The 20,900-nt window shown below is 62.5% G+C and carries 18 protein-coding genes and 1 tRNA gene; 6 read left to right on the top strand and 13 right to left on the bottom strand.

Annotated features, from left to right (window positions below):
* Positions 1 to 68: 68 nt before the first annotated feature.
* The 7 genes from ABIE52_RS30910 to ABIE52_RS30880 form a co-directional block, all read right to left on the bottom strand.
* Entirely contained in the window at positions 69 to 920 is an 852-nt protein-coding gene (locus ABIE52_RS30910; RefSeq protein ID WP_192712320.1) for a Bax inhibitor-1/YccA family protein, read from the bottom strand.
* Positions 921 to 1,114: 194 nt separating this feature from the next.
* Positions 1,115 to 2,251, bottom strand: a complete 1,137-nt coding sequence (locus tag ABIE52_RS30905) for a class I SAM-dependent methyltransferase (protein ID WP_192712319.1) — start codon at positions 2,249 to 2,251, stop codon at positions 1,115 to 1,117.
* A gap of 73 nt (positions 2,252 to 2,324) precedes the next feature.
* On the bottom strand, positions 2,325 to 3,011 hold the full coding sequence (locus tag ABIE52_RS30900; RefSeq protein WP_003943290.1) for a nitroreductase: 687 nt from the start codon (positions 3,009 to 3,011) through the stop codon (positions 2,325 to 2,327).
* Between the two features lie 68 nt (positions 3,012 to 3,079).
* Positions 3,080 to 3,985: a TIGR03619 family F420-dependent LLM class oxidoreductase gene (locus ABIE52_RS30895; protein ID WP_042448880.1), complete on the bottom strand. Its 906-nt coding sequence runs from the start codon at positions 3,983 to 3,985 to the stop codon at positions 3,080 to 3,082.
* A gap of 3 nt (positions 3,986 to 3,988) precedes the next feature.
* Positions 3,989 to 4,840, bottom strand: coding sequence for an SDR family NAD(P)-dependent oxidoreductase (locus ABIE52_RS30890; RefSeq protein ID WP_007728815.1), 852 nt, complete (start codon positions 4,838 to 4,840; stop codon positions 3,989 to 3,991).
* A gap of 46 nt (positions 4,841 to 4,886) precedes the next feature.
* The gene (locus ABIE52_RS30885; protein WP_192712318.1) at positions 4,887 to 7,277 is read right to left on the bottom strand and encodes a putative bifunctional diguanylate cyclase/phosphodiesterase; all 2,391 of its coding nucleotides are present in this window, start codon (positions 7,275 to 7,277) and stop codon (positions 4,887 to 4,889) included.
* Positions 7,270 to 9,573 (bottom strand): putative bifunctional diguanylate cyclase/phosphodiesterase, encoded by a 2,304-nt coding sequence (locus tag ABIE52_RS30880; protein WP_354541569.1) that lies wholly within the window; start codon positions 9,571 to 9,573, stop codon positions 7,270 to 7,272. Before ABIE52_RS30880 ends, ABIE52_RS30885 begins: the two co-directional genes overlap by 8 nt.
* 296 nt (positions 9,574 to 9,869) lie before the next feature.
* Here ABIE52_RS30880 and ABIE52_RS30875 point away from each other — a divergent pair, with 296 nt between their 5' ends.
* The 3 genes from ABIE52_RS30875 (at position 9,870) to ABIE52_RS30865 (ending at position 12,662) form a co-directional block, all read left to right on the top strand.
* Complete coding sequence (locus ABIE52_RS30875; RefSeq protein WP_192712317.1) at positions 9,870 to 10,547, top strand: TerD family protein; 678 nt, start codon at positions 9,870 to 9,872, stop codon at positions 10,545 to 10,547.
* 289 nt (positions 10,548 to 10,836) lie between these two features.
* Positions 10,837 to 11,031 carry a hypothetical protein gene (locus ABIE52_RS30870; protein ID WP_192712316.1) on the top strand — a complete coding sequence of 65 codons (195 nt, stop codon included), beginning with the start codon at positions 10,837 to 10,839 and terminating at the stop codon, positions 11,029 to 11,031.
* A gap of 944 nt (positions 11,032 to 11,975) precedes the next feature.
* Positions 11,976 to 12,662 (top strand): DUF8020 domain-containing protein, encoded by a 687-nt coding sequence (locus ABIE52_RS30865; protein WP_007728826.1) that lies wholly within the window; start codon positions 11,976 to 11,978, stop codon positions 12,660 to 12,662.
* Positions 12,663 to 12,751: 89 nt separating this feature from the next.
* Here ABIE52_RS30865 and ABIE52_RS30860 read toward each other — a convergent pair.
* From ABIE52_RS30860 to ABIE52_RS30835, 6 genes are all read right to left on the bottom strand, one after another.
* Positions 12,752 to 12,828, bottom strand: a tRNA-Leu gene (locus tag ABIE52_RS30860).
* A gap of 34 nt (positions 12,829 to 12,862) precedes the next feature.
* The gene (locus tag ABIE52_RS30855; protein WP_192712315.1) at positions 12,863 to 13,828 is read right to left on the bottom strand and encodes a Ppx/GppA phosphatase family protein; all 966 of its coding nucleotides are present in this window, start codon (positions 13,826 to 13,828) and stop codon (positions 12,863 to 12,865) included.
* On the bottom strand, positions 13,825 to 14,370 hold the full coding sequence (locus ABIE52_RS30850) for a DUF501 domain-containing protein (RefSeq protein ID WP_054827653.1): 546 nt from the start codon (positions 14,368 to 14,370) through the stop codon (positions 13,825 to 13,827). Before ABIE52_RS30850 ends, ABIE52_RS30855 begins: the two co-directional genes overlap by 4 nt.
* Entirely contained in the window at positions 14,367 to 15,092 is a 726-nt protein-coding gene (locus ABIE52_RS30845) for an FtsB family cell division protein (protein WP_075833969.1), read from the bottom strand. Before ABIE52_RS30845 ends, ABIE52_RS30850 begins: the two co-directional genes overlap by 4 nt.
* A gap of 20 nt (positions 15,093 to 15,112) precedes the next feature.
* A complete protein-coding gene (gene eno / locus ABIE52_RS30840) occupies positions 15,113 to 16,399 on the bottom strand; it encodes a phosphopyruvate hydratase (protein WP_003946309.1) in 1,287 nt (428 codons plus the stop codon).
* Positions 16,400 to 16,613: 214 nt separating this feature from the next.
* Positions 16,614 to 17,426 carry a lytic transglycosylase domain-containing protein gene (locus ABIE52_RS30835; RefSeq protein WP_116058051.1) on the bottom strand — a complete coding sequence of 271 codons (813 nt, stop codon included), beginning with the start codon at positions 17,424 to 17,426 and terminating at the stop codon, positions 16,614 to 16,616.
* A 140-nt stretch (positions 17,427 to 17,566) separates the two neighbouring features.
* On the opposite strand from ABIE52_RS30835, the gene efeU reads away from it, so the two are divergent.
* From efeU to efeB, 3 genes are read left to right on the top strand one after another with little or no spacing between them, the layout of a single operon-like run.
* Positions 17,567 to 18,469: an iron uptake transporter permease EfeU gene (gene efeU / locus ABIE52_RS30830; RefSeq protein WP_116058292.1), complete on the top strand. Its 903-nt coding sequence runs from the start codon at positions 17,567 to 17,569 to the stop codon at positions 18,467 to 18,469.
* Positions 18,470 to 18,483: 14 nt separating this feature from the next.
* A complete protein-coding gene (gene efeO / locus ABIE52_RS30825; RefSeq protein WP_054827655.1) occupies positions 18,484 to 19,614 on the top strand; it encodes an iron uptake system protein EfeO in 1,131 nt (376 codons plus the stop codon).
* Positions 19,615 to 20,895 (top strand): iron uptake transporter deferrochelatase/peroxidase subunit, encoded by a 1,281-nt coding sequence (gene efeB / locus ABIE52_RS30820; RefSeq protein ID WP_064075739.1) that lies wholly within the window; start codon positions 19,615 to 19,617, stop codon positions 20,893 to 20,895. It abuts the gene before it with no gap.
* Positions 20,896 to 20,900: the final 5 nt, after the last annotated feature.

The raw sequence follows: 20,900 nt of genomic DNA, 5'->3' as shown, positions 1-20,900 counted from the left end.
CCGCCCACAGACGACAAAAGAAGGGCCCCTCGCGGGGCCCTTCTTCGTGTTACGGATCGACTCGAGAACTAGTCGTTGTTGAAGTAGCTCAGCAGACGCAGGATCTCGACGTACAGCCAGACCAAGGTGACGGTGAGGCCGAATGCGACGCCCCAGGCTGCCTTCTCGGGCGCCTGTGCGCGGATCAGCTGATCAGCGGCGTCGAAGTCGAGCAGGAAGCTGAAGGCTGCGATGCCGATGCAGACGAGGCTGAAGATGATGGCGAGCGTTCCGCCGTCACGCAGTCCCAGTCCGCCCTCGACGAAGAAGCTCGCGACGAGGTTACCGAGGGCCAGAACGACAACGCCGATCAATGCGCCGATGATCATTCGCGTCAGACGCGGTGTCACCCGGATCGCACCGGTCTTGTAGACGACCAGCATGCCGAAGAACACGCCGAACGTTCCGAGGACTGCTTGCGCGATCAGTGCAGATCCGCCGACGCCACCGAATTGAATATTGGTGAACATGAACGACAGCGCACCGAGGAACAGACCCTCGGCGACGGCGTACGCCAACACGATTGCCGGGTTGTCCATCTTGCGGCCGAACGTCGCGACCAGAACCAGAACGAGGCCGACGAGACCGCCGCCGATTACCAGCGGGGTAGCGAGGTCGACGTTGTTGTTGACCAGGAAGTACGACACCAGTGCCGAGATCGTCAGCACACCGAGCGTGATGCCCGTCTTGGTGACGACGTCGTCGATCGTCATGGCCCGCGAGGTGGGACCGGTCTGGTACGGCTCGGCCGGAGCGTACTGCGGCTGACCGAACTGCTGGGTTGCCTGCGAGGCGCCCGCCGTCGCAGATCCGAACGAGGCGTATCCGTTGCCCTCTTGCTTGGGCAGATTGCGGAACACCGGGTTGCTGGTGGTGCGCACCGTGATCATCCCTTCATCGTGGTGGCCTACGACGGGTGCGTCGCGGGTTCGCCGGACGGATCCGAGTTTCCGACACGGTCCGTGTACCTGACTAAAAGTAAAGCACTCGTAATTTACAACGTCGAAGCTTCGGTTGTAGTTCCCGGCGCATTTCCGGAAGATCAACACTCTTCGACACTCGTCCCTTTTCGATACTAGGACGGTTTGACCGACTTCATCACGATGAACTTCGCGTTCTTCGCCATCGCCTCGCTCGGACCCACCGCGGCTTTCAACGGTTCGCGATACCCCAGATGCGCGTTGTGAACAGTCCACAACTCGCCACCGGGACGCAGGACACGGCCAGCAGCTTCGAACATCTTGAGTGCTCCGCCGGTGTGGACCGCCGCGCCGACGTGGAACGGCGGGTTCAACAGAACCAGATCCGCGCTCGCACTGGGCAACGAACCCACGGCGTCGTCGCGCAGGCCGCTCACTCGATCGCCGACGCCATTTGCGGACGCAGTCGCCAGAGCCGAAGCGACGGCTGCCGAGGACTGATCCGTTGCGATCACGTGCACGTCCGGGAACTTCCGCGCGATCGCCGCCGCGAGAATGCCGCTGCCACAACCCAGATCGATCACGTCGCTCAGCGGATCGACCGCAATCTTTCCGAGGTTCTCCAGGAGCAACCGGGTGCCGATGTCCAGGCTCGCACCGGCAAACACTGCGCCGTGAGCAACGACGTCGAGGTCGAATTCGTCGAGGCGTTCGGTCACCGGGAACGTGATAGCAACATCGGGCTTCGGTTCCGAAGCCTTGAGTACGCGGGACTTCTGACGCCCACGCGAGGCGCTGACGTCGGAAAACGATTCGCCGAGAACCTTGTTCATCGCCGGGGTGATGTGCTTGTCACGCCCACCGGCGAAGACACGAACCGCCGGGTCGGCGTGAAGCGCGATCAGCTGGGCGATCTCGGCAAGTTCGGCGAGGCTACGCGGCAATTGCATGAGCACGACGCGGGCGCCGCTGAGCAACTCCTCGTCCAGTCCGTGCGAGGTGAAGGCGTCACTGAATCCGAGTTCGCGCGCATTGTTCGCGAGGGCCAGCTCTCCGGTGAGCGGATCCTGGTGAACGCGCACGGCGGCGATTCCGTGCACGAGCGCAACACCGGCAGTCAGCGCACCGTAATGATCGCCGATCACGACGACGGTGCCCGCCGGTGCCGCGGCGAGAGCGTCGGCGGCCTCGTCGAGGATCAGACGATCAGCCGCATCGACGGCAAAGAGATTGGGTGCCTCGACATCGGGGAATCGGCGCAGACGATCGAACAGTTCGGGTGTGTCGGACATGCCACCAGTCTTTCAGGTGGAACTACGCAACACTCAATCCCCCGACCAGCAGGTGATCAGTTCGACATCCCTGTCAGTTCGACATCCACTGCACGACGTTGTCGACGGTTTCGCGTTCGGTGCGGAATCCGTTCACCGGGTGGTCGGCGTCGGGGTATCCGAACGAGATCGCGCAGACAACCTTGCGAGTGTCGTCGATACCGAAATGCTCGTGAATGAACTTGGAGCTGCCCGCGAGCGCCGCCTGCGGGATGGTGGCGACCCCCAGACTCTGGGCCGCGAGCAGGAAGCTGTTCACGTACAACCCGCAGTCGACTGCGCCGTAGGTGCCCAATGCCTCGTCGGTGGTGATGATCGCGACGTGGGGAGCGCCGAAGAGCTCGAAATTCTTCATCGTCTGTGCCGCGGATCCGGCGCGGTCACCGTGCTCGATTCCGACGCTCGAATACAGCGCCATCGCGCAGTCGAACCGACGCGACTTGTAGATGCCCTGGTACGCGCGCGGGAACTCGAAGTCCGACTCCTGGGCGTTGGCCATCACGTACTCACCGAGGCCGGCGCGGAATCGCTCGGTGCCCTCCCCTTCGGTGATCGCGACCTGCCACGGTTGCGTGTTGCACCACGACGGCGTCTTCTGCGCCAGCCGAAGGATCTCCTCGATCACCTCACGTGGCACCTGACGGTCCTCGTAGGCGCGGCAGCTGATCCGGGCGTCGAGCAACGCTTCCAGGCTCGTATCCACGACGATGCTCTCGGTCATGTGTTCTCTCCTCGATCAGGCTGCACTACAACACTTCGCACGATAGAACTACCGCCTCGACGCAATCGTCAGCGGGTCACCTTTGCGAAGGCCGCCACCAGCTCGCCGAACTCTGCCATCGCCGCATCCGGATCCGGATCTACTGCCGCCAGCGCAACCAGCACATCGGTGGCACCGGATTCGAGCAGCTGCTCGGCGCCGATCATCGTCGCCGGGAGGTCGATCGAACCGTCGGACCCGCGTACGACGGTCAGTCGCCCACGGACCTGCAATTCCGCTGGATCGCGTCCGAGATCCGCCATCGCTTTGCCGATGACGTCGATCCCTTCACGTAGGTCGTCGTCCGCGGCACCCATGATCGGAATCCACCCGTCACCCCAGGTTGCGACGCGTCGTACAACGGCCTTGGAGAGCGAACCGGACACCCAGATCGGGATTCCAGCGGCCGGACGGGGCGCGCAGTACACGTCGTCGAACTTCAGACGAGGGGTGTCGATGCTCGCCGGCGCCGAACTCCACAGGGCCCGGCACACTGCGAGAGCGTCGTCGAGCAGTGGTCCCCTTTTACCGAAGTCCATACCTGCCGCCTCGTATTCACGTTCCTGCCAACCTGTTCCGACGCCCAGGTCGAGTCGGCCCCCGGAGAGCAGATCGAGTGTCGCGGCCGTCTTGGCCAGTACCGCTCCCCCGCGCAGCGCCGCGATGACGATTCCGGTCCCCAAGCGAATTGTCTTCGTCTGTCCGGCAACAAAAGCCAGGACGGTCAGCGGCTCGAGCCAGTTGGCGTCGGGCTCGGTGGGGAACGCCGACCACGTGTACGCCGAGTTGTCCGAGCCCATCACCACGTGATCGGTGACGAGGACCCGGTCGAAGCCCGCAGCTTCCGCGCTCTGACAGACCTGCACGAGTTTCGCGTAGGAGTCCTCCGCGAGAGTGGTGCCGAAGTTGGGAACGTTCAGACTGAAAGTTGTCATGTGTCAAGCCTTTCGGGGCCGGTTGGTCCAGCCACCCTCTTCTGTGGGGAACCAGCCTCCGGCAGCGTGCGAGCCGCCGTCGACGTGGATCACGGTTCCGGTGATGTATCTCGCCAGGTCGGAAGCCAGGAACAGTGCGGGGCCGGCAATGTCGACCGGCTGGCCCGGTCCGCCCAACGGTGCCCACCCCGGCCACTTGTCCCAGTCGTCGGCAGGAACGATCGTGCGATACGGCACCTGTACCGACTCGATCAGATCCGGGGCAATGGCGTTGACGCGCACTCCGGTTCGACCGATCTCCACACCAAGGCTCCTGGTGAACTGTGTCAGCGCGGCCTTGTATGCCGAGTACATCGTGTGGCCCGGGATCGCTCGATGCGCCTCCACCGTCGTCAGGTTCACGATCGATCCACCCAAACCGCGGTCGATCAAGCCGGGAAGCAGGGCATGGGTCAGACGCACGACGTGATCGAAATTGATGCTGCCGGCCTCGGACCAGAAACCGGGATCCGTACCGGTGAACTCTGTCGGCGGGTTCAGGAAATGACCCACATTGTTCACCAGGACGTCCGGGGCGAACTCGGTCAACGCGACGGGGACTTCCCGCGTCCGCACGTCGTACTCGAGATAGTTGATCGAACCACCTGCAGCCGAGTCGAATTCGACGTCGCCAAGAGGAGCCACGTCGACAACCAGAACTGACGCGCCATGCGATGCAAATGCTCGAACAATCGCTGCGCCGATTCCCTGGGAACCGCCTGTGACCACTGCCTTCTTACCCACCAACATCGGCCCTGGGGAGTACGCCGATCCGACCACCACGAAGACACCCTTCTGCAGTTCGATGTGAAGCACTTCGGCGTACCGTCACACATCGAACGGCAAAACGGGCGCAAAGTTCTCACTCAGTGGTAGCCGCGACACCCCACCTGCTCGAACCGCCGAGTCGCCCATTCAAATAGTGCGGAATCTCGGCTGCCCGTATCGGCATTCCCTCGAGGTACCCCTGGATCACGTCACATCCGCACTCGGTCACTATCGCGCGCTGCCTCTCCGTCTCCACGCCCTCGGCGACGGTGTCCAGCCCCAGAGACTTGGCAATCGCGATGACGGCTCGCAAGACAGCGAACCTCGAATTCGAGGGATCCGCGTCCAGCGGTGCGACGAACGCCCGATCGATCTTCAACCGATCGAGCGGCAGCCGGGCCAAGCTGGCAACCGAGGAGAACCCGGTGCCGAAGTCGTCCATCGCAATGGCGATGCCGAGCGCCGAGAGCTGTACCAACACATCTCGGTCGGCGTCGTCGATGACCAACGATTCGGTCACCTCGATCTCGAGTCGGCTGGGGTGGAGGTTCACCTCGATCAGTGTCCGGCGTACCGAGTCGACGTATCGACTCGAACGCAGTTGCACCTGAGAAACATTGACGGCAACCCGAATGTCCTCCGGCCACGTTGTCGCCGCCGTGCAGGCAGCCCTCAGAACACCTGCACCGATCGGCACGATCAAGCCGGTTTCCTCGGCGACCGAAATGAAGTCTCCCGGCGAGACGAGACCTGAAGTCGGATGGTTCCACCGCAGCAGAGCCTCGAACCCGACAACAACTCCAGTCGCGGCCGAGACCTGTGGCTGATAAACCAACTCGAACTCTTCGTCGATCAACGCACGACGAAGATCCAACAGTGCCCTGGCCCTACCCGTCGCACGATCCCGCAAAGTCGCATCGAAGGCGCGAATCTGGTTCCGACCGCTCTCCTTTGCGTGGTAAAGCGCGAGGTCCGCGACAATCACCAGGTCTTCGAGGCTGTCGGCGTCGTCGGGCATCGAGCCGTACCCCAGACTGGCACGAATGCGAATCTGGTTGCCGACCAGTGAAAATGGTCGTTCGAATGAGTCGAGAATCGTTTGGAATCTCTTCTCCACCTCATCTGCACTCCCGATGTCGTCGAAGGCTAGGTCGTCGAAGGCGATGGCGAACTCGTCACCCCCCAGTCGGCCACAGATCTCGTTCGATCGCAGAACGCTGTGCAGTCTGCCGGCAACATCGCGAAGCACGTCGTCTCCGATGTGGTGTCCCAACCGGTCGTTGATCGACTTGAAGTTGTCCAGATCCAGAATTGCCAGCCACACCCTGTGTCCGTCCCGAATCCGCGAAGACAGTTGAGCGTTGAAGCTGTACCGATTTCTGAGACCGGTCAACGAATCGATCTCTGCCAATCGCAAGATGTTCTGGCGCTGGTGATACGAGTGCGTGATATCGGATCCGACACCGCGCCACCCGTAGGTCGCCCCATCGCCACTGCCCGGGTGACCTGACATCGACCACCAGCGAGTATCGCCCCGAACGACGACCTGCATGGTGAGGTCCCGAAACGCCGTCCCGGCTTGAAAATTCGCGGCGAGGAGATCAAGGGACTTCCTGCCCACATCTGTTCGGGACGCGCCGATCCCGATCAGGATCTCGTGCATTGTGCGGCCCCGAATCTGTGCTGCCGGCAAACCGACCTGCTCGGCGAATCGATACGACACGGTACTGGCGATACCGCGCGAATCGGTCTCCCAGAGCCAATCCTGTGCTCCGTCTTCGAGATCGTTGAGCAACAACTCGACGAGATCTCGTTCGTCCTCGGCTATGAGTTCGGCGCGTAGCCGTCTCTCGAAAAGTTTGGCCAACAGCAAAGTTCCGCTGTAGAGCGAACCTACAAAGACGACCAGCACCCCGATCAGCACGAAACGCGATGTGCCCGGTTCCGTCCAGAACGCCCCGGCCAACCCGACTCCCACCAGGCTGATCCAGACCACAGTGATTCCGCGAAACATCATGGTGGGAAACACGCCGACCGCGATCCCACCGATCAAGGTCGAGCTCAGTACCAACTCGTCACGAGGATCGAGCCTCGGGAAGAGAACGAGAGCCAAGCACGCCAGGAGCACTCCCCAGACAATGATTTCGACTGTGAGTACCACCAGTTCGGTGGTCTGGGACTCGGAGACGCCGAGACGCGAGCGCCGGAGCCAATACACACTGAATCCAGCGCTCGACAACAGCATGACGCTCGACCAGGCGAAGGTGAACCATCCGGCATCCACCGGCAGAAGCACCACGATCGCTGACAAGGCAACCGCCGCGGTCAGAAACGACCACGGCAGTACGCGCGCGGTGAACCGCAGTCGTCGATCGAGTAGGCGACGGCGATCGTAATCCGAGAGGTGTTGTTCCGTGCCGCTGCGACCGAGTTTGCGCACCGACGTCCCGACGCGACGCCTACGGAGTACTGCCGGGTCATCCACGTCGGCCTGCTACCGCCGCTGCGACCGCGTCGACCGACATGGCTCCGCCGGCGATGTATCCCTGAACAGTCCTCACCCTTGCAGCGGCCACGGACTTCAAGTCTTCCTCACCGTCGACTCCCGAGACGACGACCTCCATTCCCAACGCGTCGACCAGATCCACGACAGCTTCGAGGATCGACCGTCCACCAGGCACTGCACCCGAAATGGAGCGTTCTATCCGGACTCGGGTGAACGGAAGGCCGGACAGTGATGCGAGCGAGGAGAATCCGGCGCCGAACTCGTCCACGGTCAGCGCGATTCCCATGTCCGCGATGGCGTGCAACGCAAACTTGGACTCGTCGGTGATCGCCGATGATTCGTTGAGTTGGAGCTCGAGCTGATGTGCACTGACACCTGATCGTCGAAGCGAGTCCCCTATCGCGACGACAAAGGAATCCGATTCGAGCTGACGCGTCGATACCGCGACGGCTACCCGCAGGTGATCAGGAAGGCGGGACGCCGCCTCGCAGGCCAACTCGAAGACGGTAGTCCCCAGTGAGTACGCCAAACCGGTGTCGTCTGCGACGCTCATGAATTCGGCGGACGTAACGGCACCGAGGCGGGCGTTGTGCCAGATCACGCGGACTTCCACGGCCACGATCTCGCGGGAAACCACGTCGATCCTGGGCAACAGCTCGAGTTCGAGGTCCTTCTCCGCGACAGTGTTTCCCAGATCTTCGAGCAGGCGGGCCCGCCGATCGGCCACGGACTTCATCGAGTCTCGATATTCACGTACGGCCCCGCGCCCGGATTCCTTTGCCGCGAACAAAGCCAGGTCCGCAGCGCCCATCATCTCGTCGGCGGAGGACGGCAGCTCGTCGGGGAGGTAGTACCCGATGCTGCATCCGATCTCCAACCGCGTACCAGCCACTGTGATCGGCTCGTGCAGAGTTTCGATGTAGCGGCCGAGCAGAGTACGAACTTGTGAGCTGTCACCCACATCGGTGAAAAGAACCGCGAACTCGTCTCCCCCCAGACGTGCGAACAACTGTGACACCCCGCCGGCTTCGGACAGGCGATCCGCGACCTCTCGCAGAACCGCGTCGCCAACGGTGTGTCCCAGTGTGTCGTTGACCGACTTGAAGTTGTCGAGGTCGAGCATGGCCAACGCGAGACCACTTTCGCTTGTGTACGGCTCGCGCAGCAGTCGCTCGAGCTCGGTCCAGAAGCTGTGCCGGTTCGGCATACCGGTGAGTGCGTCCACACGACCCATCCGCACGATCTCGTCACTCTGCAGTTTTACTTCCGTGACGTCGGAACCGACTCCTCGCCAGACGAACTCGTCGGGTGTACGGCCGGGGCGCGGGCGTCCGGAGATCTGCCACCACCGAATTTCACCGTGAACTCGGACCGGAACGAGCACGTCGACGAATGCGGTCTTCGTGTGGCGGGCCTGCTGCAACTCCATGAGCGCATCGATCCCGCCGGGGATCCGTAGGGTGCCCAACTCCATGAACAGGTCCTGCCACGCCGTTCCCTGCAACTCGGTGGAGTCCAGCCCCGCTTCGACCGCGAGCCGCGTCGGGATTCGGTTGAACTTGCCTTTCTGGTCCGTCTCCCACACGAAGTCCCCGGCGTTGCCTTCGAAGTCTTCGAGAAGCATCTGCACGACCGATCGTTCCGACGCGGCGCTCAATTCAGCTCGATAGCGAGATTCCAGGTTGCCCGAGACCACTATCGTGCCGCCGATCAGAGCCGCGCCATAGGCGATCATTCCAATGAGAATTCGTTCGAACTCGGGTCCCAGCTGAAGCCAGAATGCCACCCCGAGGATTATCAGATTGGACAGGACCCAGGTGACCCCCACCACTCGCAACATCGCGGTGGCCACGGCTCCGGCACCGGTGATCGATGTGGTGACCGCTATCAGGATCAGATCGCCGGAATCGTCCAGGATCGGGTACAGGACCAGGGCGAGCGAGGAATACAGGATCCCGACTACAGCAAATTCGACGATGAGAAACGCGTAGGACATCCGGTACGTGGGTGTGATCAGGTTGAAATGAATGGCGAGACCCACGCACATCCCCACCAACCCGATCACGCCGGACAGCAATGGCCACACACGCGGCAGCGGTCCGCCGTCCGGGGGAATTACATACAACGTCAGCCCGAGTGTGACGACGAGGTGGACGGCAGCGGCCCATGGCAGCACGCCGAAGGTGACGGCTATCTGCTCACGAGTTACGTCATCACGTTGGGCGGGCGTCAGTCTTTCTCTCTGGCGGGGTTGCAGAAGCGACAGGACTGGCATCACTTACCTCCCGCTCCCACGACGCAATTGAATCGGACGTCCGACTCAGCAATTCTTCCGTAATTGGACGTTGCCGTGTCAACCAGTGCGTCCACCCTATTTCGGAGTCGCGTCTGCCCACAGACACAGTAATCAGCAAACTGCTGGTCTGCCGCAAGTTGGCGCCGCAAGTTTGATGCCCATGGGTTGAAATCAGACATGAGGGACAATGGCCGGAGATCGCCGATCACGTCGGTGGAGATTCCTCGACGGGTAACACGATCGGACTCATTCGAGTTCAGACAAGGACTATCACGATGGCAATCGACTACACCCGACGTTCCGGCGAGTCCACTCCGTCGCAAGCGCCGGTCAGCTTGAGCAAGATCACGCTCACAAAATCGGCGCCGACGGTCAACCTCGCGAAGGCGGGTGAACGACAAGGCAATATGCGCGTGAACCTCAACTGGTCACAGGGGGCACCACCGAAGAAGACCGGTTTTCTCGCCAAGCTCGCCGGCGCAGGCTCTGGTGCGGTCGACCTGGACCTCGGATGCCTCTACGAACTTCCCGACGGGTCCAAGGGAGTAGTTCAGGCCTTGGGTAACAGTTTCGGTTCACTGACTTCTCCGCCCTACATCTCCCTCGACGGCGACGACCGCAGTGGTGCGAACACCGGCGGCGAGAACATGCACGTCAATCTTGGTGACCCAAGCGCCTTCCGGCGAATCCTGATCTTCGCGATGATCTACGACGGCGCTCCCAACTGGGCGGCGGTGGACGGCGTCGTCACCTTGTATCCCACCAACGGACCGGAGGTGGAAGTGCGACTCGACTCCACCAGCAACCAGGAGCGACTGTGCGCGATCGCTCTCATCCAGAGTTCAGGTCAAGGCGTGACGGTGACGCGCGAAGTTCAGTACATCAACGGCAGTCAGTCAGATCTCGATCGGGCCTACAACTGGGGAATGAAATGGGCTGCCGGACGAAAGTAGGGGCTGCGGACGGGATCTCCCCCATCCGAATGACAATGTCCGAATCATCCACAATGTCGCAAGTTACTGGATAGTGTCGAGAAGTGGGGTCGGACATGAGGGGTCACGCTCGACACCGATAGTGGGTCGGTGACGCTATGTGCTTGGCGGCGCCGACGTTCGACCGGAAAGGCCCTCGATTTCCCCCGAGATCGAGGGCCTTTTCGTATCTTGCGTCACTGTTCGCACCCTTTCATTAGTTGATCGTTAAACTAGGCGTTCGTCCAACATGCACCGATGGAGAACGTGAATGTCCACGAATTCAGATCGACGCCCGCGCCTGCCCGTGAGAATCGCCTACCTCGCCGCAGGAGTTCTCTTTGTCGCCGCCATGCTCCTGTTGGCAAGCGTCGTCAACCCTGATCGGGACCGCGATTTCTCGATGAACCACGTCCCCGCGGGGACGTCGACGACCGCCTTCGCCGCAACGTCCGACCCCGGCTAACGAAGGTACCGGTACGTAAGTGGCGCACGTCACGAACTGTGGGTAGTTTCAACGCCGATGGTTCGCCGTAGGTCGGTATTGAGAGGGACGGCCAACCACTGCCCTGCCTGGTTGCCCCACCCAAGCAGGCAGGGCACCCCAGATCAGGCAGGCACCCCCGATAATTTAAGTCTCAAGTAACTGTTACTCGGGAAAGACTTGTATCAAACCGGGACGAATCGTACATTTCATCCGGCAGTCGGCCTTCGTCCGACGCCTTTGCCGTCAATGTCGACGGAACTTCTCTGAACACCACCACAAGTCGGCCACTTGTCGTGACCGCATTCGTCCTCGCGAAAGGCTCGCCCATGTTCGATTTCTTCGGCGCAATCTCCGGCTTCTTCGGTCTACTGTTCGGCACCGGCTCGTCGAGTGGGAGCTCGGGAGGAAGCAGCGACGCACCCGTCGCCCCGCCTACCTGATCCACAAGCCTCACCCGGCACCGATCCGCCGGGTGAGGCTCTCGCGAATCTCCTTGAAACACAACGTAACAGCACTTCAACTCCACCGACTTTTCTGCGGATCCACGCCGACGCACTCCGGCGTCCGGACAGTTTCACCACATCGCCTGCAGTAATGGGTCCTGTGTCCGCCATTCTCCGTCGAGGCACACCCGCAGACCTCCCAACCGACAAGGCATGTGTTCGCCGTGAGCCGGTGTCCGTTGGGGCAGCAGTCCGGGGATTGCTCGGTCAACCGCATCTCCACATTTTCGCACACATGTTCGACAACTTGGTACTGCACGCTGCACATTCGATTGCACCGGCCGCTTCCGGTCGGCCCGAGCGCAACTATCCCTTCCGTCACTTCGGTCTGCTTTAATACGAAGGCTTTGTCGGGGGTTTACCAATGTCCGAAGTTGTCGAGTTTCTGCGAGCACACGCAGGCGAACACGGGGTTGAACTATGGGTTTCTTCAAGAAGGCGGCTGTGACTGCTCTAGCGGTCGCTGCAGTCGGAGCATCAACAGGGATCGCATCAGCTGATCCGTCGACCGACGTGAATTACGAAGCGAAGGTCGTCGACAAGTCGATCGTCACCACCATCGACGCCGGGTTGTTCAAGGTGTCCGGCGACGGCAAGTCCGTCGTCTTGCAGGACAGCAAGGGAGCCGACCTTGTTTCCCTGCCTCTCGCATACAACCTCGGGGATCTACAGTTCCCCTTCGATCGCACGATCAGTGAAGACGGTAAGACCCTCACACTGACACCGATCACCGATTCTGCGAAGGCAACACCTCGACCCGAGAGTGCGCCTGCGGCAAAGGAATGGACGCCCGTCGCCTCGCCCGAGGAGAATGATCGGGCGATTGCGCACTTCCAGAGCCAACTCGGACTCGGCACTCAGGTCGGCAGCCTGCTCGGCACCATCGTCGGCGCCGGAATCGGTTGCGCTGTCGGCGCTCCGCTGGGCTTGACCATCGTCGGACTCCCCGTCGCCGCGGCACTGTGCCTGGGTGGCCTCGCAACAGGCGCCGGAATCGGCGGTGTCGCCGGAACGATCCTCGGCGGCGGCGGCGCGGCTGTCGTAGCCGGCATCGATCTCGTCAACACGCTGAATGCTCCTGCAGGGACGACCGTCTGGGCTCAGTAGCCACTTGGTGGTCAGTCGCTGCTCCACGGAAAGCCCCGCCCGAAGAGGACGAGCGGGGTTTTTCGATTCAATGTGCAGGAGGATCTACGTGGTGCCCCCAGTCGGACTCGAACCGACACTTGACGGATTTTAAGTCCGTTGCCTCTGCCAATTGGGCTATGGGGGCCTTGCCGCACCCGACGGGTCGGATGCGGCAGGGATCAGACTATCGGGTCGGTCTGAGCTACCGACATCGCGATGCCGTCGAGTATGTCGTGTTCGCTGACAACCAGTTCGGTGATCCCGGCTTTGGCTTCGAACGCTTGAGCCAGCACCGTGGTGATGATCGCTCCGCCGCCGATGACGTCCACCCGCCCCGGATGCATCGGGCCGAAGGCAGCACGATCAACCCGAGGCATAGCAATGAGACGCTCGCACACGTCGAACAGTTGATTGAACGGAATCCTCGACAGGTGCACCTTCTCGACGTCGTACTCCGGAAGTTCCTGAGCAATCGCGGCCAGCGTCGTCATGGTTCCAGCGACACCCACCCACGTGTGCGCCTTCTCGACAGGTACGGCCTCGAACGCCTCGGCAAGTTTCGCGGTCGCGAAAGCCGTCGCCTCGGAAACCTGCTCTGCTGTAGGCGGATCCGACGGTAAGCACCGCTCCGTGACGCGCACACAGCCGATGTCGGTGGAGTACGCAGCCTGGACGCCGGACGCGTCGCCGAGGACAACTTCGGTGGATCCGCCGCCAAGATCGACGACCACGAACGGGCCCTCGGACGGATCAAGTTCTCCCACAGCACCGCTGAACGAGAGGCGCGCCTCTTCGTCGCCGGTGATGACCTCTGCTCCGGATCCGGGAATCACCGCGCCGAGCACGTCCCGCGTCATCGTGAAGAAGTCTTCCCGATTCGCAGCGTCGCGAGTAGCCGAGGTGGCGACCATGCGAACGGCGGTTGCTCCGGCATCGGCGATCATCGACGCGTACTCGACCAGCGCGACCCGGGTGCGTTCGATGGCCTCGGGCGCGAATGTCCCTGTCGCATCAACACCTTGACCGAGTCGCACGACGCGCATCTCGCGCCGGACATCCACCAGACGACCGTCGGCGCCGACGTCGGCGATCAGCAGTCGAATGGAGTTGGTACCGCAATCGACTGCGGCGACACGGCGAGTCACCGGTCGGTGTTGTCGGCATCGTCGATGCCAGGCCAGTCCGCGGGAATTGCAGTGCCGCGCAGCTTTCCGTGACCGGCCAACGCGACGGACTCGTCACCGAGCGGATTGACGCCGGGTCCCTTGGCAAGCGAATGTGCCATCAGCACGTGCAGGCACTTGACACGATCCGGCATCCCACCGCCGGCAAAGTCGGTTCCCAGAGATTCGATCGCGTCCCGCTCGGCAAGGTACGACTCGTATGCCCGTCGGTAGGCCGCGGCAAGTTTCGGATCCTGGGTCAGGCGTTCGGTCATTTCACGCATGACGCCGGCGGATTCCTGACGGCTCGCTTCGGCAGTCAGTCGCGGGTCCGTGAGGTAGTACAACGTCGGGAACGGTGTTCCGTCCGGAAGTTTGGGGGCGGTCTTGACCACGCCCGGCTGACCGTCCGGGCTGCGGTACGCGATCTCGATCACTCCGCGTGGCTCACGGCCCAATTGAGCGGCAACGGCGTCGAGATCCGCTTGTGAAACCTGTGGGGAATTTTCGGACGTGTTGCTCACCCGGTGGGTACTCCTTGTTCTTCTGGCTCTATCGGCGCCAACGGCATCGGGGCCGGTGTCGTCGTCTCGGGAACCACTGGCGGTTCCGAAATCGTTTGCCACAGATCGCGATACCACGGACCTGTGAGCGGTGTTTCCTTTTCCTGCTTCTTCTCGGGTTCCTTGTAGTCACCGGGAAGCTGAACCTGGAACGGGGTCTCGCCCGGTTTGACGTACCGAAGGCGTTCTCGTGCAAGAGCTTCGATGTACGCAGGGTCGTCGAAGCGCGCGTTCTGCCCTTGCAGCTTTCGCAGTTCTTCCTCGAGTACCTGACGTTCCGCCGCCACCTGCGCGGCATCCGAACGCTGGCTGATGTAAGTACGGAGCGGCACTGCCAGTGTCAGCGCCAGCATGAGCACAACCATCGCGAGCACAACTGCCCGACTGGTGGACAAGCCGAAAATGGTGTTGTCCGACTTCGGAAGCCGAGACCAGAACTTGTTGGTTCCGCTCTTCCCCCGGGCCGACTTCGACCCTCGCGCCGACGCTTTCTCAGCGGAGACCCCCGGTTGCGCGGGGCCTGTCACAGCGGAATCGACTGCTTCCGGATCTACCGAAGGTTCCGACACGCGTGGGCGTCGGGCACTGTCCCGACGCGCACGCGACGGTGTGTCCCCACGACGGGAACCACGACCCCCCGGACTTCCGCCGGGGGATCGTGGCTTACCGCGCTGTGCAGACACTACTGAATCTTAGATTTCCGTCAGGCCTCGAAAGCGAAGCGCGGGAACGCAACCTCGCCGGCGTAACGTGCTGCGTCGCCGAGGTTTTCCTCGATGCGCAGCAGCTGGTTGTACTTGGCAACGCGCTCGCTGCGTGCCGGAGCACCGGTCTTGATCTGGCCGCTGCCGACGGCAACCGCGAGGTCGGCGATGGTGGTGTCCTCGGTCTCGCCGGAACGGTGGCTCATCATCGTCTTGTAGCCGTTGCGGTGAGCGAGATCGACGGCGTCGAGGGTCTCGGTCAGGGTGCCGATCTGGTTGACCTTCACCAGGAGTGCGTTGGCCGCACCCTTGACGATGCCTTCTTCGAGGCGCTCGGGGTTGGTGACGAAGAGGTCGTCGCCGACGAGCTGGATCTTGTTGCCGATCTGATCGGTGAGTGCGACCCAGCCGTCCCAGTCGTCTTCGTCGAGCGGATCCTCGATGGAAACGAGCGGGTAGGCGTCGATGAGCTCGGCGTAGAACGCCGCCATCTCGGCCGCGGTGCGGTTCTTGCCCTCGAACTTGTAGCCGGTGCCGTCGGTGTAGAACTCGGTGGCAGCGACGTCGAGAGCGAGCGCGACGTCGGTACCCAGCTTGAGGCCGGTCTTGTTCACGGCGATCGTGATGAGGTCGAGTGCTTCCTTGGTGCCTGCGACGTCGGGCGCGAATCCGCCTTCGTCGCCGAGACCGGTGGAGAGGCCCTTCTCCTTGAGAACCGACTTCAGAGAGTGGTAGACCTCGGCGCCCCAGCGCAGCGATTCCTTGAAGCTCGGTGCGCCGATGGGAGCAACCATGAACTCCTGGACGTCGACACCGGTGTCTGCGTGCGCGCCACCGTTGAGGATGTTCATCATCGGGACAGGGAGAACGTGAGCGTTGGGGCCACCGACGTAGCGGAACAGCTCGAGGCCCGAGGACTCGGCGGCGGCGCGAGCCACGGCAAGCGAGGCACCGAGCAGAGCGTTTGCGCCGAGACGCGACTTGTCCGGGGTGCCGTCCGCGTCGAGCAGCGCCTGGTCGACCGTGCGCTGCTCGGTTGCGTCGATGCCGATGATGGCAGGAGCGATCTCGCCGAGCACAGCCTCCACGGCCTTCTCGACGCCCTTTCCGCCGTAGCGTGCGCCACCGTCGCGCAGTTCGACGGCTTCGTGCTCACCCGTCGAAGCGCCGGACGGCACCGCAGCCCTGGCGAAACTTCCGTCTTCGAGCAGAACCTCGACCTCAACCGTGGGGTTACCACGGGAATCAAGGATCTCGCGAGCTCCGACCTGCTCAATACTGGCCACTGTGTGGTTCTCCTTCGAATGGGCTTCGCATTGGGGCACGCTCTGCGTGCTTGACACTTGGGCTCCGACCCCTCCGGTCGAAAGAGGACCACGATCGCGGCTGGGCCTCTGCAGTGCCAGCACCTCTGTAGTGCCAGCACACAGCCTAACCGCACGGGCCGAAGGCTTCTTTATCGACGCGCGGTCACGGGTCCGACCTGCGGATCGATCACCGTCAGTCCGGCCGTACCCCGACTGAATACGCCGACGCACGATCACGAACGAGCGCGAGATAGTCGCCCGAGAGGTTGTACGCCATCAGTGCCTGCTGCCATCCGGCAGCGGAAGTGAGGTCTCCCCCGCGTGCACACAGGTAGCGGGCGGCCGTGAGGGCAGCGTCGTCGATGTTGTCGGGGTCCACCCGGCCGTCGCCGTTGGCGTCGACTCCCCATTTGAGCCACGTCTCGGGGATGAACTGCATGGGCCCCATCGCACGGTCGTGCACTGGATCGCCGTCCATCGCCCCGCCGTCGGTGTCGGGGATCTCGGCAACTCCCGGGCCACCGTCGAGAGGGATTCCCCGAATGATCGGAGCAACCTGGCCGAACGCGTCGACCGACGAGCCGTCGTAGGTCCCGTGGCGGCTCTCGACGCTGCCGATACCGGCCAAAGTTGTCCACCCGATTCCGCAGCCGGGAAGCGTCTCGGCCATCACCGCGGCGGCGTACCCGTAGGCCTCGAGTGCCGTCGTCCCGATCCCGATGTCGTCCGACAATCCCGCTGCCCAGTCGGCGAGTTGATCAGCACTGCGGCCGGGAGCATTGATGTCGATCGGCGGCGTCGGAGAGCCGGTACCTGGGGGTATGCCCTCGGGAATAGCAACCTTCGGTTCGTTCGATCCGCAAGCCACGACGCCTGCGCCCAGCAAAGCTGTTCCGGCAGCTACTGCTGCTACGGCTCGCGAGAGACGCCGGGGACTTCTGCGGGCTGCGGGAGTTCGGTACACCCCTCCATCATCCACATGCGAGTGAACTACTCCCGAATCCATTGGTAAAGAACAGCAAAAGTACAGGTGAGAGCATGGTTCGCCGTCGATGATGGAGTATCTTCTTCTGAGTTAAGGCTGGCCTAGCCTCATGCGTTCGTCAGAAGCTGTTGCACTCACTCAGTCAGGAGTCGCCTGTGCCCGTGTCGGTACTCGCTGCCGCGAGCACACCATCAGTTGCCACCCAGCTATTCGGCAGTGGCCTGATCGGTCTGCGCGAAGGCCTCGAAGCGGGCATCGTGGTGATGATTCTCGCCGCCTACCTCGTAAAGGCGCAGCGCAAGGACGCACTGAAATGGGTGTGGCTCGGCGTCGCGATCGCCGTCGCGATGGTGGCGATCATCTTCTTCGCGATCCACTACGGAACGTCGACGGTCGACGGCCTGACCGCAGAGATCATCGCGGGCGTTGCCTCCCTGATCGCCGTCGTCATCGTCACGATCATGGTCCTGTGGATGCGCACGGCCGCCAAAAACATTTCCGGAGATCTGAAAGCGGGGATGGAGAAGGCGTTGATCGCCGGACCCGTCGCCATCTTGTCGCTGTCGTTCTTCGCGGTCGGTCGTGAAGGCGTCGAGACTGCATTGCTCATGGTCGGTTACGCCGAGAACACCGCAGGCAGCTCCTGGCCGTTGGTCGGACTGCTCCTCGGAATTCTCCTGGCCGCCGTCTTGACCGTCGCCATGTACTTCGGCGCCCTCCGTCTCAACCTGACGACGTTCTTCCGGTACACGGCGATCTTCCTCATCGTCGTAGCCGCCGGAATCCTCTCGTACGGTGTTCGCGCTCTGCAGACCGGAAACGTCCTGCCGGGCGGTTCGAATCTCGCGTTCAACCTGACACCCGGCTACGACCCGTCGACCTGGTACGGCACCGTCCTCGCCGGAATCTTCAACTTCCGCCCGGACCCGACCGTCCTGCAAGCCGTCGCATGGCTCGTCTACCTCGTAGTCGTCCTCGCGCTCTTCCTGCGTCCCCTTCCGTCGAGCCCATCGGAACCGACAACCCCGCCTGCGCACGACACACACGTTCCCGAAAAATCCTGAGAGGCATTGCCGACATGCGTAAATCCACCCTCGTACTGGCCACGGCCGCGGTACTTCCCTTCTCCCTCGCCGCATGCACCGAGAAGACGACCGCGAGCGACGGCGACATCGTCGTCACGGCCACCGACGATTCGTGTGACGTCAGTGCCACCACTGGAACCACTGGCAGTGCGACGTTCCAGGTGACGAACAACGGCTCGAAGGTCACCGAGTTCTACGTCTTCGCCGAGGGCGATCGAGCGATGGGCGAAGTCGAGAACATCGGCCCCGGCCTTACCCGGCAGCTGATCGTCTCCCTCCCCGAGGCTGCGACCTATCAACTCGCGTGCAAGCCGGGCATGGTCGGAACCGGCATCCGTCAGGACTTCGTCGTCACGGGCGATTCGCAGGCGGCCACCGACGAGAGCGGCCAACTCGCCGAAGCTGCCGACGGCTACCGGAGGTACATCCGCAGCCAGATCGTCGCGCTGCAGGACACCGCTGCTCAGTTCGTCGCCGCCGTCCAATCCGGCAACGTCGACCAGGCGAAGGCACTCTTCCCGATCGCACGTACCTACTACGAGCGCATCGAACCCGAAGCCGAGAGCTTCGGCGAACTCGATCCCAAGCTGGACCTGCGCGAAGCGGATCTGGAGCCCGGTCAGGTCTGGACGGGATTCCACCGCCTCGAGAAGGATTTGTGGGTGACCGGGCTTCAGCCGGATACCAACGCGGTCGCCGATCAACTGCTCGAAGACATTCAGTATCTTGCCGACCAGCTGAATGCCGAGGATTACACGATCGATCCAACCAAGATCGCCGGCGACGCCCAAGGACTGCTCGACGAGATCTCGACTTCCAAGATCACCGGCGAGGAAGACATCTTCTCGCACACCGACCTGTGGGATTTCCAGGCCAACGTCGACGGCTCGCAAGCGGCGATCGCGGCACTGAACCCGATTCTGCAGGAACGTAATCCCGAGCTCGCCCAGCGCATCGCTGACCGATTCGCCGACCTCGACGCTGCGCTGGCGCAGTTCCGGGTCGGCGACGGATTCGTGTACTACGACACCGTCACCGAGGCGCAGCGTCAGGAACTCTCGCGTAAAATCGATGCACTGTCCGCCGAGGTCAGCCAGGTCCAGGAAGTAGTCGCGGGACAGTAGATGACTGATTCACCAGAAGGCACACCCGCTGCGGAAAACGCAGCACCGCACGCAGTCTCACGACGCCGACTGTTCGGCGCGGTGGGGGCCGGCGCCGTCCTGGCCGGTGCCGGTGCCGTCATCGGGCGGGTGACCGCCGACGAGAGTTCCGGCGCCGATCACGCAGACGTGGTCGCCTTTCGCGGCGAGCATCAGGCAGGCATCACGACGCCGGCCCAGGATCGTATGCACTTCGTCGCTTTCGATGTGACGACGAAGTCGCGCGACGAACTGATCACGCTGCTGCAGACGTGGACGGCGATGGCCGAACGAATGACGGCGGGTCAGGAAGCAACCGAGGACGGAGCGACCGGCGACGGTCCGTATGCACCACCGAGCGACACGGGTGAGGCACTCGATCTCGCGCCGTCGCAACTCACCCTGACCATCGGATTCGGACCGTCACTTTTCGACGACCGGTTCGGTCTCGCAGACAAGAAACCTGCTGCCCTGCTCGATCTCCCCCACTTCCGTGCGGACAACCTCGATCCGAATCGCAGCGGGGGCGACATCGCCATCCAAGCGTGCGCCAACGACCCCCAGGTTGCCGTCCATGCGATCCGCAACCTCGCGCGAGTCGCGTTCGGGACCGCGTCGGTCAAATGGTCACAACTCGGGTTCGGACGAACATCCTCGACCTCGACGACGCAGGCGACACCACGAAATCTGTTCGGGTTCAAGGACGGAACAGCCAACATCAAGGCGGAAGATCCAAACGCACTCGCCCAGCACGTCTGGGTTGATCCCACTGACGATCAGGCCTGGATGGCAGGCGGATCATTCCTCGTCGCCAGACGAATCCGCATGCTGATCGAGCAGTGGGATCGCGCAGTACTCAAGGAACAGGAAGCTGTCATCGGCCGCTCCAAACGGAGCGGAGCGCCGCTCGGTGGCAAGGACGAGTTCGACGAGCTCGATCTCGATTCCAAAATGGGACACGACTTCGTCATCCCGGAGGATTCACACGTGCGCCTGGCCTCTGCCGAGGAACTCGGTGGGATTCAGATCTTGCGCCGCGGATACAACTTCACGGACGGCTCCGATGGCTTCGGCCACCTGGACGCGGGACTGTTTTTCGTTGCGTACTGCCGGAATCCGGTCGAGCAGTTTGTTCCGATGCAGCAAAACCTTTCACGACACGATGCGCTGAACGAATACATCCAGCACGTCGGTTCTGCGGTCTTCGCTTGCCCCGGCGGTCTCGCCGACGGCAAGGACTGGAGTTCCCAACTGTTCACCTGACGCGA

Origin of the sequence: Rhodococcus sp. OAS809, assembly GCF_040546695.1 — a bacterium.
GTDB classification, from domain to species: Bacteria; Actinomycetota; Actinomycetes; order Mycobacteriales; family Mycobacteriaceae; genus Rhodococcus_F; species Rhodococcus_F qingshengii.
The sequence above is the reverse complement of the archived record's forward strand: the minus strand, read 5'-3'. Positions and strand labels throughout refer to the sequence as shown.